At 44.9% G+C, this 13912-nt stretch carries 7 protein-coding genes; 3 read left to right on the plus strand and 4 right to left on the minus strand.

All coding sequences use genetic code 11. The features are described from left to right. Window positions 1–76 precede the first annotated feature (76 nt). The 3 genes from ccoG to hemA all read left to right on the plus strand — a co-directional run bounded on the left by ccoG (window position 77) and on the right by hemA (window position 3738). Window positions 77–1510: a cytochrome c oxidase accessory protein CcoG gene (ccoG, locus tag G500_RS0115665; RefSeq protein WP_027003241.1), complete on the plus strand. Its 1434-nt coding sequence runs from the start codon at window positions 77–79 to the stop codon at window positions 1508–1510. 40 nt (window positions 1511–1550) lie between these two features. Beyond that, the gene (locus tag G500_RS0115670) at window positions 1551–2003 is read left to right on the plus strand and encodes a FixH family protein (protein WP_027003242.1); all 453 of its coding nucleotides are present in this window, start codon (window positions 1551–1553) and stop codon (window positions 2001–2003) included. A 394-nt stretch (window positions 2004–2397) separates the two neighbouring features. After that, the gene (gene hemA / locus G500_RS23820; protein WP_051203729.1) at window positions 2398–3738 is read left to right on the plus strand and encodes a glutamyl-tRNA reductase; all 1341 of its coding nucleotides are present in this window, start codon (window positions 2398–2400) and stop codon (window positions 3736–3738) included. A 1-nt stretch (window position 3739) separates the two neighbouring features. Here the strand turns inward: hemA and G500_RS0115685 are convergent, their stop codons facing one another. The 4 genes from G500_RS0115685 to purL all read right to left on the minus strand — a co-directional run bounded on the left by G500_RS0115685 (window position 3740) and on the right by purL (window position 13186). Then, window positions 3740–4927 (minus strand): porin, encoded by a 1188-nt coding sequence (locus G500_RS0115685; RefSeq protein WP_086047932.1) that lies wholly within the window; start codon window positions 4925–4927, stop codon window positions 3740–3742. Between the two features lie 122 nt (window positions 4928–5049). Next, window positions 5050–9975, minus strand: coding sequence for a T9SS type A sorting domain-containing protein (locus G500_RS0115690; protein ID WP_086047933.1), 4926 nt, complete (start codon window positions 9973–9975; stop codon window positions 5050–5052). 91 nt (window positions 9976–10066) lie between these two features. Further along, a complete protein-coding gene (locus G500_RS0115695) occupies window positions 10067–10516 on the minus strand; it encodes a hypothetical protein (protein WP_154657183.1) in 450 nt (149 codons plus the stop codon). A 423-nt stretch (window positions 10517–10939) separates the two neighbouring features. Then, window positions 10940–13186 carry a phosphoribosylformylglycinamidine synthase subunit PurL gene (gene purL / locus G500_RS0115705; protein ID WP_027003246.1) on the minus strand — a complete coding sequence of 749 codons (2247 nt, stop codon included), beginning with the start codon at window positions 13184–13186 and terminating at the stop codon, window positions 10940–10942. Window positions 13187–13912 lie beyond the last annotated feature (726 nt).

Below are 13912 nucleotides of genomic sequence, written 5' to 3' on the forward strand. Positions count from 1 at the left end.
CTCCCAAACCCTTAGCTGGCTTTCAAAATGCAGGCTAAGGGTTTGAAAACCCCACCTTCTCAAAACCTCCCTACTTATGGCTACGCAAGCTCATTCCGACGAAGACTTCCGCGACGTAATTGCGACGGTAGATAAAGACGGCAAACGCAAGTGGATTTATCCCAAAAAGCCCTCTGGACGCTACCACAACGGACGCATCATCGTTTCTATCTTGCTTTTAGCTTTCCTAATTGCGATACCCTTTATCAAAATCAAGGGACATCAAGCCTTACTCTTTGATGTTTTAGACCGCAAATTTGTCATCTTTGGTCAGATTTTCATGCCACAGGATTTTCACCTTTTTGTCTTGGGTATGTTGCTTTCCATTGTCTTTGTCATTGTCTTTACCTTAGCATACGGGCGGATATTTTGCGGCTGGGTCTGTCCGCAAACTATCTTTATGGAGATGGTTTTCAGAAAAATAGAATATTGGATAGAAGGCGACGCAAACCAACAACGCCGCCTCAATCAAGCCCCTTGGACGGGCGAAAAAATAGCGAAAAAGACCGCCAAACATCTGATATTTCTTCTTATCGCCTTTGGGATTTCAAACCTATTTCTGGCTTATATCGTCAGTACCGAGCGTTTGGGCGATATGATAGCCGATACGCCAAAAGAACACATGGGTATCTTTACTGCCCTTCTCTTTTTCACAGGCGCGTTTTATGGGGTCTTTGCCTTTCTAAGAGAACAAGTTTGTACCACAATTTGCCCTTATGGTAGGCTGCAAGGCGTTTTGCTCACCAAAGAATCCATTGTCATTTCTTACGACTACGTGCGTGGCGAACCGCGTGGCAAATACAAAAAGCCGAAGAAAGAATTACAGTCGGATATAGAAGTTTTGGAGCAAAAGATTCAAGGCGATTGTGTCGATTGTGGCTTGTGTGTGCAGGTCTGCCCTACGGGAATAGACATCAGAAACGGCACGCAACTCGAATGTGTAAATTGTACGGCTTGTATCGATGCCTGCGACGATATTATGGATAGATTCAAGCGTCCGCGCGGGCTTATCCGTTATGCTTCGGAAAAAGAAATAGCCGAAGACAAAAAATTTGCTTTCACACCGCGCTTGCTTTTCTATTCGGCAGTGTTAGTGGTTTTGGCAGCCGTAATGGGCGGCTTGCTTTTCACACGCCAAGCCGTAGAGGTTACAATTCTAAGAGCGCAGGGGCAGACTTTTCAGCGTCTGGAAAATGGACACATTCGCAATATGTACATGGTGCAGGCTATCAATAAGACTTCCGAACCTGCCGAACTTCGTTTTGTATTGGAAACGCCCCAAAAAGGTAAAATCGAGGTAGTAGGGCAAGCCTTTTCCCTCGAAGCCGAAGGACTAAAAAAGGGCGTACTCGTTGTGGATTTGCCCTTCGAAACGACGGCAGGCAGGAAAACACCTGTTTCGGTCGCTATCTATGCAGGCGAGCAACTTCTCGAAATTCAAGATTTGAGCTTTTTTGCTCCCAAAAAATAAAACCTTTCTCATTTTTTTACCCTCTAAATCCAAACACAACATGAACTGGGGACACGGAATTGCTATCTTCTACGGACTCTTTATGGCGGGGATTCTCTCTTTGGTCTATCTTTCTGCACAAGAAAATATAGATTTGGTTACAAAAGATTACTACCAAGAGGAAATACGCTACCAACAGCGCATCAATCAGATGCAAAACGCCCAAAAGAACCCCATCGAGGTAGTTTTAGAAAAACAGACCCTAACGCTTACTTTCCCTCAAAAGGCAACAGAAGAGCAGGCAGCAGTCGCACAAAATAGTGGCAGAAGTGGCAAAATTACCTTCTTTCGCCCCTCTGATGCCAAGTACGATTTTGAAGTCGCCTTAGCAGAAAAGGGTGCGCAGCAAATTATTTCTACTGCCAAAATGGAAAAAGGACTGTGGCGTGCCAAAATATATTGGCAACAAGCAGGCGAAGCCTTTTACCAAGAACAGACCCTGACGATTAAATAGGAAATCTGGCACAAAAAACGGCAGTCTTGTGCAGCAAGGTTAGGTTCTAAAAGTTATTTGTAGGGTAGGGCATTGCCCTCCCTCCGAAGCGGTGATGTTAAATTCTAAAAAAACAGATTCAAATGTAGGGACAAGGGGCATTGCCTTGTCCGCAGCGAGATTGAAATAAAAAAGGGTTTTCAGACCCAAAAATAGGGTTTCAACCAAATTTTATTTCGTGTCAAACTTGACAAAACAAGGCTTTTTACAGAACTTAACATCACTACCGTCGTGCAGGCTTGTCGCGTTTAAAGTATCAAAACTTGAAAAAATACCTATCACAATCAGTATCCAAAAGAGTTGAACACAGCAGTTATCTAAATTAAATTTTCTCACTTTTTCTCAAAACCTACCCATGCAACTCCGCAACATTCATCTGACTTTTAAAAACGCGCCTTTGGAAGTGCGCGAAAAATGGACATTCGACGAAACCGAAGTGCGCTTTTTATTGGCAGATTTAAAGGAAAAGCTCGAAATTGAGGAAGTCATGGTCATTTCTACCTGCAATAGAACCGAAATTTTTTATATCGCGCCTCGCAATTTGAGAGAGCCTATTTTGGAGATGCTCTCTATTTTTAAAGAATTAGATTGGAAAGAATATAGTGAATATTTTATAGAAATAGAAACGACACATCGCGCCGTCAATCGTTTGATGCGCATTTCGGTAGGTGCAGATTCGCAAGTGGTAGGCGATTTTCAAATCACCAATCAGGTGAAACGCGCCTATCAATGGGCTACCGACGCAGGCACAGTAGGGACGCTTTTGCACCGTTTGATGCACCTTATTTTTCAGACCAATAAGCGCATTGCACAGGAAACAAACTTTCGCGACGGGGCAGCCTCCGTATCTTATGCCGCCACTGAATTAGTTACGCAAATGGCAAAACATGCCACAGACGCGCTCAATCCTACCATTCTCATCATCGGCATGGGTGAAATTGGCGAAGACACAGTACGGAATTTGCACAAAAAAGGTATCAAAAATGTTTTAATTACAAATAGAACTTATGCCAAAGCTGCCCTTTTAGCCACCGAAAACGCTTATGATGCTATCGAATTTGAACAGATAGAGGAGAGCCTCGCCAAAGCCGATGTCGTAGTCTGCTCGATTGCCAAAAATGAACCTTTCATCACCAAATCTTTGATGCAAAAGTTACGTGCCACTTATCCGCAGATGCCTAAGCACCAATTTTTTATTGACCTTTCTCTGCCACGTAGCATAGAATCAGACCTTGCGACCTTGGGGAATTTGAGCCTTTTTAATTTAGACCAAATTCATGAGCGTACAGAAGCCGCCATTCAGAAAAGACGCGAATCCTTGCCCAAAGTAGAACAAATCATTTTAGAAATGCAACTGCAATTTGAACAATGGGTCAAAGAACAAGACGTTTCGCCTGCCCTACAACGCTTCAAAGATGCCTTAGAGCAAATCCGACAAGAAGAAATCAATCGCTTTTCTAAAAAAATCAATGAGGCAGAGCGCGGTCAGATTGAGGAAATTACGAAAAATATTTTGCAAAAAATCTTGAAAAAGCCCGCCTTGCACCTCAAAATGGCATGCAAGCGCGGCGAAGAAAGCCATTTGGTAGAGGCTCTGCACGAACTTTTCAACTTAGAAAAAGAAAACCATACCGCCGAAACAGAAACCTTATCGGAGAAAAGACTTTCTATCAACAGAGGCTCTTGCCCTTTCTAAGCTATTCGAAGTGTGCTGCAATTCCTGTGGCGATAAAAAAATTGTGGCGCACAAGGTTGTTTTCGCGCCTAAAAATCGGGTCTGGGTTTTGAAAAAGACGCGCTTCCATACGCCAAAGGACATTTTTCGAGCCTATCTTGAAAGTATCGCGCACAATTTGGCGGTCTATATTAAAAGAAACGCCACTCACCTGAAAACGCGCTCCCTGCGGCGTTCTGATAATCACATGGTTTCTATCCTGATAGTATTCGCCGCGCAAACCCATAGCCCAACGCTCGCTCCACTCATAGCGCAAGATGCAGACAGGCGCAAGCCATTGATGCAGGTCGGAACTGCCCTTTTCTACCTGCTGCAAACCCCAATCAAAGCCTGCAATCAAGGCAATTTTTTTTGAAACATTAAAAATAGTATACCAATTATTGAAATAGCGTAGGCGGCGCACTGCATCTGGGTCGTCTGTACCGACAAAGGTACTCCAATTGAAGGTAGTTGTTTCATTGGGCGTAAAAGTGATTTTTGTACCGAAGTTAGGAAAAGAACTGCCCTCGACGCGCCTTATTCGCTGCCAACCGTTGCAGAGTAAGGCTGTAAATTCCCACTTGGGCGTAGGCGTGTAGGTGAGTTTTGCACCTGCCAAATAGTAAGGCGAATTTTCCGCCAAAATGGAACGCGTATAATTAAAATTGTCGGCAGAAAGTGCATCTTCAAAACCGATATGCGAAGGAAAAATCCCCATATCGAGCCATAAGTTTGACTTTTTATTGAGTGCCACGCCTACGTTGGCTTCAAAAATGTTTTGCAACAAGGTAGGCTCTTGCGCTAAATTTTGTTGCGGATATGTGCCTACCATCAATCCCAAATTGGCGCGATAATGCCCATTTTCAAGCCCTGCATGGAGAAGTCCTGTATTGAGGTTAAATTCGTTATGACGGGTATGATTGTATAAAAAATCAGGGCGTTGCTGGTTTTGGGGCGCATTAAAATCATACACAAAATAAGCATCTGCATAGGCACTCAACACAAAAGTAGGCGCAAAGGAAGCAGGAAGGCTATCAGACTTGGCTTCTAAATCGTTGCTTTGCTGGGCGTAAATAGTGAGAGAAGAAAACGGCAGCAAGAAAATAGAAAAGCAGGTGGCGCAAAGCAGGCGAAAGAAAAAATAGCCCTTATTTATTTGGTTTGGGTTCATGCTATCGAGATTTAGACGTAAAATTTAGACCATAAAAAAACACCTATCCGCAAAGATAGGTGTTGTTTTGGGTTAGACTTTTCACAAAATTTAGGATTTGAAAATCCGATAAGCCGCAAGTTTTATCTTACGATACTTACTTTTTGTTGGAAAGTTTCAGTTTCTGTCGCAATTTGTACCAAATACAAACCAGCAGCTACATTAGGCAATGCAATTTCAGCCTGATACTGGTTGCTGTAATTGCTTACTTTGGTAGAATAGATAACCTTGCCCGCCAAATCGGTGATGTTGATGGTAAGATTTTCGCTTGCTACTTTGCCCTCCAAAGCGATTTGGAAAGTGCCTGTGTTTGGATTCGGGAACACTTGGAATTTGAAGGCTTCCTTCACCTCGTCTTCACCTAAGACAATAGAAGGAGTTACTTCTACGCCGTTAGAGAAATTGCCACGTGAGCCATCTCTATAAACTGCACGCACGTAGAATCCTACCTTCACGCCGTTAATCAAGCCTGTAACGGTGTAAGTGGCGTTTGTTGTCGTTCCGACGCGAATAGAAGGGAACTGCAAATCATAGCCATAGATTTCATAGTAGGCTACATTTTGTTCAGGCATAGCCATGTTCCAAGTCAAGACGGCTGAATTATAGCCGGGCGTAGCCGCTAAGATAGGCTCGTAAGGCTCTACAGGCACGCCGCCGCCGCCTTCAAAGAATACATCTACGGTATCTACATTGCTATAACCAGAAAGACCATTTGCAAAGAGATACTGCGCACGGTAGAAATAACGACCGTTGAGCAAGATGTCCAAATCGAGGTAAGAAGTGTCGTTGGCAGGCTCTACCGTTACGACTTGCCAGTTGCCGATACCACCATTAGCGGTAGGGTCTGTGGCGCGTTGTAATACGAAGCCAATCTCTTGGTTTGATTCATCAATCCATTCTACGATAATAGCCAAAGAATCGGTAAGATTTGCCTTCAACTGTAAAGAGTCTATCACAACAGGCGAAACCAAGTGTGTGAAGTCTTTGTCTAATTCATTGTTGGCAGGGTTTAAATCATTGGCTAAGTTGTGTGAAGTTTTCACATTGTAATCGCCGATGAAAGAAACGTCTAAAAGGTTCAAGAATTGGTAGGTAGTAACTGCACCAGGGGCTAAAGAAATAGTAGCGTTTTCAGTTACGATTTGCTGCCCTTTTGCACCGTTCAATTCGTAGGTAATTGCAACCTGATTCACAACGTCAGTACCGAAGTTTTGAAGTTGTACCTGCAAAGGCTCTACCGCGATTAGATTCGTAGCCGTATTAGGAGTAGGAATGGCAGTGATGCCCAAATCTACGATACCTGCATTGGCGATAAGAATGTCATCTACGCCCCAACCTTCACCCGTAACGTCTGAATCAGAACCAAACAAGAAGATAAAGCGTCCTTGCGTACCCATGAAAGGTGCTAAGGAAATGGTAGAACGTCTCCAATCGGTAGAATTGCCGTCCCACTGTGGTACGCCAAAGAAGCCTGCCGCAGGGTTGTTGTACCAGTTCACGCCTTGTCCGAAAGTGCCTACCAACTGTGGAGCTGCAATCGCACCTGTAATGTCGTTAGGAACGTAAGCCAAAACACCACCATCAAAGTTTTCTTCGATGTCAAAGATATTGGCAAAGCTAATGAAAGCAGGCGTAGTGGCGTTCAAAGAAGTGAAATCAAAGAAAGGAGAAATCAAACCTTCTTGCGCGTCATTGCCATAGTTGCTATTCAAGTTCGTAACCCAAGCATTCTGACCTGAAGCAGCACCGTTGATAGTAGCCGTAGAAGGTGTACCTATTTCCCATTCTGTTTCAGTAGTGACATCATTGAATAAGTGTGGATACCAACCAGAATTAGTAGGCGTAATTTCGAAATCTTCGCGATAAGAACCCGCTACGCCGTCTGTAACGGCTACAGCCTTCACGTTTTCTACCAAAAATACGGCGGTATTGTTAGGTGCGAAAATATCCGTACCATCATTCAAAGTCATATTGACCTGAATGGTGTAGTAGCCATAGTCGGTAAAGCCAATTAAATCGGCGAGTGTAATGTCTTCAGTATCGCCCAAGTCGATGTTGGTCGCTACGTTTTCGCGCTCTACGGTAAAGGCAATGCCATTAGGTCCTTGTACGTTGAACTCAAAATCAACAGAAGTGATAACTTCCGAGCCATTGTTTTGAACAGGAACGGTTATATCCTCTAAGCCCAACTCTGTACCGAAAATGAAAGAAGTAGTGCCTGTGCTAAAAGTCTGTGCGTTGCTCACGCCAATTTCAGTGGCTACAATACCACCTTCATAGAAGCCGCCGCCTACGTATATGTTATCCACATAAGCACCCAATCCTGTTGCAGAAACGTCAGAACGGAAAGCAAAGCGGAAGCGGACATTGTTATTGCCCAAAGCAGCAGCAGGAAGTGGGTGAAAGGCTCTAAACCAACCATCATTTAGCGGCGTGAATGTACCTGTTCCTCTCCAAGTACCGCCTGCAAGTAAGCCTGCAAAAGTACCAGCATTGTTATACCAGTTTACGCCACTTGTAGCAGTACCCAAAGTTTGGTAGGTAGTGCCACCATTGAAGCTAATCTGAACCTGCGTACCGTCGCAGCAGCTTTCTGTTGCGTGAAAGAAATCAAAGAGCAGGATTTGGTTTGTAGTAATGCCTGTAAAGTCAAAAATAGGCGACTCTAAGAAGGCTACCACACTATTTGGATACTGACCGTTTATGATAGTACCCCAACATTCCTCATTAGTAGGCTCTGGCGTGAGCGGTGCAGAAGGAAGCGGAAGCGGCTGTACTAAGGCTACAGAAGGGTCAGTAGGCGCACCCCACTGCCATACGTTTTGTGCCGCAGGTGTCGTACCACCCGGAATCCAAGAACCACCGTTTGTTTCAAAAGTTTCAGTATAAGAGCCAGAAGCGAGTGCAATCGTAGGAATGTGAATAACCGTGTATTGTACGCTATTTACGTTTGGATAAAGGTTTGTCTGCCCTGTAACGTTAGCCGTCAAGTTAATTTGGTATTCGCCGGGAACAGAAAGGTTTGCTGCACCAGTAAGCGTAATAGTAGCAGTAGCATTGGGGGCAATTGCAGGCACTACAACGGTCTGATTGAAAGTGCTATTAGCGGGACCTGTAATTGTACCCGTAACCGTAATACTTGTTACAGGAAGGCTACCTTGGTTCGTTACGGTAAAGGTGATATTTTCCGCATTGGTAAGGTTTGTACCCGTAGTAGGTGCAGTAGGGTTTGAAGCCGCAATCAGAGTAAAATCTGTTGTTACGATTTTTACATCATCGAAATAGAAACCACCCTGACCATTTGTAAAGGTATTAGAGCGGAAGACCATACGAAAACGGACATCATTCTGACCGATAACTGTAGCAGGAAGTGGATGTCCTGAAAGTACCCAGCCACCACCCAAAGAAAAGGCGTTGTTAGGGAAAAGGGCATCTGCGGCAGTACCTGAAACGAAAGTCCAAGTCTGCGTCAAGTTAGCAGCCACTGCATTTGGAGTCATCGTGCCTAAAAGAGCTGTATTTCTATTGTACCAATTCAAGCCGCCCGAAAGCGTAGTACCTAAGGCTGCCCAAGTAGTACCTCCATCGAGGCTTATTTGCACCTGACCGCCATCATTATTGTGCTGAAACTGCCCCATAAAGCCAAAGAAAAGGCGAGGGGTAGGCATTGAAGGCGTAGCGGTAAAGCCTGTAAAATCAAAAAGCGGCGAAGTTACGGCAGCCAAAGCGTTATCAGGATAGAAAGTATTGAGGCGTGTAGCCCAGGCGTTCTGACCCGAAGGCACAGGAACTGCAAAACCGGGAACAGAAGGTGCGCCCCACTCCCAAGGATTAACGTACTGCGTAGAAGGCGTGATACCTGTACCCGTAGTAATGGCAGAAGAAATAAAAGAACCACTATTGGCTTCGAAATCTTCGTAGTAAGGGAAGGTAGCAATAGTAGGGACATTCACAATCTGGGCAGACACTGTGTTGTTCGCAGGATTGGCATCTGTCTGACCTGTAACTTGAGCCGTAACATCAACCGTATAAGTACCCGTTGCACTCAGGTTAGCAGGAGTAGTAAAAGATACAGTCGTCGAGCTGCAAGGATTCAAAGCAGGAATGACCAAAGTTTGCGTAACGTTGGCAGTGCTGGGACCGCTAATTGTGTAAGTAGCATCAACACTTGTTACAGCAGTGCTTCCATTGTTTGTGATGCTAAAGCTAATAATTTCGCTATTGGTAAGTGCGCCGCTGACTGGAGCAGTAATTTGAGTTACTACAATATCAGAAACCGTTGTCGCATCTACTGAAAAATTGTCAAAGTAAAGACCACCTTGTCCCTGAACAGAGGTATCAGAACGAAATACCACACGGAAGCGGACGTTGTTATTGCCTGCCACACCCGTAATTTTGTGTTCTGCCGTGCGCCAGCCCTCTGGGAAGAGAGAAGTACCCGTACCTGTACCTGTCCATTGAGCAGTAGTACCAGCAGCAGGAGGAGGAGGCGTAAGACCTGAAAATGTACCGCTATTGAGCCAATTTACTCCGCCACAAGTACCACCTACAGCAGGACCTACGGTTTGCCAAGTAGTACCGCCATCGAGTGAAATTTGAAGTTGTCCCCCGTCAAAATTATTTTCAGACTGTACAAAGACACTCAAACGCACAGTAGGAGTAAAGCCGGCAGGCAAAGCACTGAAATCATAAACAGGCGAAGTTACTGCGCCTAAATGTGAAGAAGAGTAATTACCAGTCAGGTTAGTAGCCCAAACATTGTTGCCGTTTGCAGCAGGAAGAGGGGCGGCTGCGGCAGGAACAGTAGGCGTACCCAACTGCCAATCATTGGCAAAGGTACTTGCACCTGTGGTAAAATAGCCGGGGATAGCGGCGGCTGTCCAGCCTGCTGCCCCAGCCTCAAAGGTTTCTGTTTGGACACTGCCCACCGTAACTGTCACCTGCGCCTGCAAATAAGCAGTACAGAGCAGCAGCAAAGCCCAAAGTAAAGATATACGTTTCATCATCATATCAATAAGGTTTGTTTGTTTCTAAAATAAGGGCAAGACTCCTTTTTTTACATAGCAAAAAGAGTCTTTCGTTGTTTGGATAAGCGAAAGTTTATTTTTGGTAGTTGAAAACGCCAAGACGCTGCAAAGCCAAAACGCCGCTCAGACCGATAATGGGATTGAGGTCGGCTTTTGCTTTTCTCACGATTTCAAAAATTTCCTTGCCTGCGTTGTCGTAGTGCATCTGGTAGTAGGTATTGATGTAGTCGGCAAGGATATCGACCTCTTGGTCGTTGATTTGAAAAGTTTGGGTAGTTCCCGCAGGCACTGCCATGTTTTGATAGAGGGCTACGAAATATTTTTGGGCATATTCGCGTGCGATGTCCTGCTTCATTTCTGGTGCTTCCAAGAAAGAAGGCAGCCCCTTTACACTTTGGGGTAGGCGAATTTCAGTAGGGTTGTTGCCATTTTTAAAGTGGCTCACCTCTACCTGCTGCTGCCCGAAAGTCGTACCAAGGGCAGCCATGCAAAGGAATAGGAATTGTAGGAGAAAGATTTTCATACAGATTAAAATAGAAGAAATAGGGTGAAGATGAAATGTTAGAAAAATCAGAAAAACAGTAACAACCTGCTCTATCAAGCAAGCCTTTTTATTGGAGCGAACAAGCTCTATGCGATTGTAATTAAACCATTTTCCAAACCGCCTTAGGCTTATTATGGGATTCCTTATGAAAGATTTGACAAATTCATGTGCAAAAAAGCATAGATTCGGCAAACAATGGCAAATCTATGATTTTTTTTCTTATATCGAAAGTTTTGTAGAAAACTTTTCCGTTTCCCTTTCAAAATAATGAATCTCTATGAACGCTACACAGGTCGCAAATCGGGACTAAATATAAGCACTTTGAAGCGATAAAAATACAGAACGGGGCTGTATTTTTATCGATTATGCGAAAAAACCATTTTCTATTTGGCGAAAAGGATTTTAAACATTCAAATATTTGGGCAAAGTGCCTTCATATAGAGCCTCACCCTCTTCGAGAGTCAGCAGAAGCTGATTTTGCAAACGCCACTCTTTCTGCTCGCCTACTTCGCCGACGGCTAAAAACGCAATACCTAAGGCGGTGGCTTTTGCTTCAAAAGCGGCTTTTTGGGCAGTATTCACCGATACAATGGCGCGGCTTTGATTTTCCCCAAAAAGAAAAGCATCAAAACGAAGACCGCGCAAAGGACTGCTCTTCAAATCTACCTTCAAATCAAAACCCTTTCTACCTGCCAAAGCCGATTCTGCTACCGCTATCAGCAAGCCGCCGTCAGAAATGTCGTGTGCAGAGGCAAGTAGCTTTTCGCCAATTAAGGCGGCTAAATTTTGCTGAAAAGCATATTCTTCGTCTAAATCAAAGGCAGGGGCAGGCGAATTTTTCACGCCACAATACGAATACAAGTATTCCGAAGATGCCAAATCATTTTTGGGAACACCTACCAAATAAATCAAATCGCCTGCCTTTTTAAAATCAAGCGTAACGCGCTTTTCCAAACCCTCCATCAGACCCAACATGCCAATGGTAGGCGTAGGGAAAACGGGTCCTTCGTCGGAAGATTGGTTGTAAAAACTAACATTGCCTCCCGTTACGGGCGTATTAAATTTCCTGCAAGCCGCTCCCATGCCTTTGATAGCACCTACAAATTGCCAATAGACGTGCTTATTGTAAGGATTGCCAAAATTCAGGCAGTTGGTAATTGCGATAGGCTGCCCCCCTGTGCAGACGATATTGCGGGCTGCCTCCGCTACGGCAATCGCACAGCCCTTTTCAGGGTCGGCATGCACATAACGCGCATTGCAATCTACGGTAATGACAATATTTTTATTCGTTCCCTTGACATGCACCACAGAAGCGTCGGAAGGCGCATTGGTACTACAATTTGCCGTTCCTACCATAGAGTCGTACTGCTCGGAAATCCAACGCTTCGAGGCGATATTGGGGTGCGAAAGCAAAAAGCGAAAAATATCTATGTATTCGGCAAATTCCTGCGGCTCTTCTACTGTATTGGGGTCAAATTGCTGGTTTTGTGCGTAATAAGGTGGCTCTTCATACTCACGATGATACACAGGTGCGCCCCCACCTAAGACCAAATCGTGTGCAGGCACATCAGCGACAAGCTCACCTTTGGCGTAAAAATGCAGGCGTTGGGTATCCGTAACTTCGCCAATTTTAGCACAATTCAAGTCCCATTTTTCAAAAATGCGCTCTATTTCGCCTTCCTTGCCCTTTTTGATGACAATGAGCATGCGCTCCTGCGATTCGGAAAGCAAAATCTCGAAGGGCTGCATATTTTCCTGACGGCAAGGCACTTGGTCTAAATCGATGACCATGCCATGCTCGCCCTTTGCACTCATTTCAGAGGTAGAACAGGTGATGCCTGCCGCTCCCATGTCCTGAATCCCAACGATATGCCCTGTCGCGATGGCTTCTAAGGTGGCTTCTAAAAGTAGTTTCTCTTGGAAAGGGTCGCCTACCTGAACGGCAGGGAGCTTTTCGGCACTCGCCGCCGTAATGTCCTCCGAAGCAAAGGTAGCCCCATGGATACCGTCTTTGCCTGTAGCCGAACCCACGATATAGACGGGATTGCCCACGCCATAGGCTATCGCCGAAGCAATCTTATCTGTTTCTACAATACCTGCCGAAAACGCATTGACTAAGGGATTGACATTGTAGCAGTCGTCGAAATAAACCTCGCCCCCAACGGTAGGAATCCCAAACGCATTCCCATAATCGCCGATACCTTTCACTACTCCACGCAAAAGCCACTGCGTCTTGGGGCTTTGCAAGTTGCCAAAACGCAACGAATTTAGACCCGCTATCGGACGCGCTCCCATCGTGAAGATGTCCCGATTGATGCCACCAACGCCCGTAGCAGCACCCTGATACGGCTCTAATGCCGAAGGGTGATTGTGAGATTCTATCTTGAAACTGCACGCCAAGCCATCGCCAATATCTACCAAACCCGCATTTTCCTGACCCGCCTCTACCAACAAACGCGGCGAACTTTTAGGCAACGTTTTAAGCCAAACAATAGAGTTTTTATACGAACAATGTTCCGACCACATGACCGAAAAAATGCTAAGTTCCGTAAAATTGGGAACTCTGCCCAAAATTTCGTTGATGCGCGTAAATTCTTCGGGCGTAAGACCGAGCTTCTGAGCGGTTTCTACCGTAGTGAGTGCCTCCATAAATGGGTGTTGCTTCAAAAGTGGGAAAGAGTGTGAATGATGAGTAAGAGCAGCGCAAAATTAGGACTTTCAAGCCAAAATAGAAAACCAACGCCAATTTTATCTTTCAAACCGTCGACGAGGCTATTAGCCGTCGGCGAGGTTTTTTAACAGTAGCGCGAAGCTCCAGCTTCGCACTTCAAACCAAAGACAAATTTTTTGGCTTTTTTCAAACCACCAAAAACAAAAAGACCCTTAGACGCTAAAAACATCTAAGGGTCTTTTTTTTCAAACCGTCGACGAGGCTGTTAGCCGTCGTCGAGGTTTTTCTAATTGTAGCGCGAAGCTCCAGCTTCGCCATTCAAACTGTAAGCAGGTTAAATTTTGCGAAAAGTCTTGTGCTGTCAAATTTGAAACAAAATAAAATTTGGGTCTAACCCCCCTTTTGTATTTCAATCTCACTGCGGACAAGGCATTGCCTTGTCCCTACTTTGACTTCAAACCGTCGACGAGGTTTTTTAACTGTAGCGCGAAGTTCCAGCTTCGCCATTCAAACCGTAAGGCGAGTTTCTTAGCTTTACGAAACCTCAAAGAGTTCGCAAAAAAGCTAAACTTCTCAATCCTTGCTTTAATCAGGGGACAAGGGAACAGGAACGAGGGAAAAACCAAATGAAATTCCCCTATTCTCTAATCTCTGAACCCTAACCCCTCCCTACGCAATCCTTGTTTTAATGGAAGAGGGTTTTT

This window comes from Hugenholtzia roseola DSM 9546 (genome assembly GCF_000422585.1).
In the GTDB taxonomy this organism is placed as follows: domain Bacteria; phylum Bacteroidota; class Bacteroidia; order Cytophagales; family Bernardetiaceae; genus Hugenholtzia; species Hugenholtzia roseola.

Coding starts and splice junctions, on each gene's coding strand:
- ccoG (WP_027003241.1), top strand. CDS start 77: ATGGCTACGCAAGCTCATTCCGACGAAGACTTCCGCGACGTAATTGCG.
- G500_RS0115670 (WP_027003242.1), top strand. CDS start 1,551: ATGAACTGGGGACACGGAATTGCTATCTTCTACGGACTCTTTATGGCG.
- hemA (WP_051203729.1), top strand. CDS start 2,398: ATGCAACTCCGCAACATTCATCTGACTTTTAAAAACGCGCCTTTGGAA.
- G500_RS0115685 (WP_086047932.1), bottom strand. CDS start 4,927: ATGAACCCAAACCAAATAAATAAGGGCTATTTTTTCTTTCGCCTGCTT.
- G500_RS0115690 (WP_086047933.1), bottom strand. CDS start 9,975: ATGATGATGAAACGTATATCTTTACTTTGGGCTTTGCTGCTGCTCTGT.
- G500_RS0115695 (WP_154657183.1), bottom strand. CDS start 10,516: ATGAAAATCTTTCTCCTACAATTCCTATTCCTTTGCATGGCTGCCCTT.
- purL (WP_027003246.1), bottom strand. CDS start 13,186: ATGGAGGCACTCACTACGGTAGAAACCGCTCAGAAGCTCGGTCTTACG.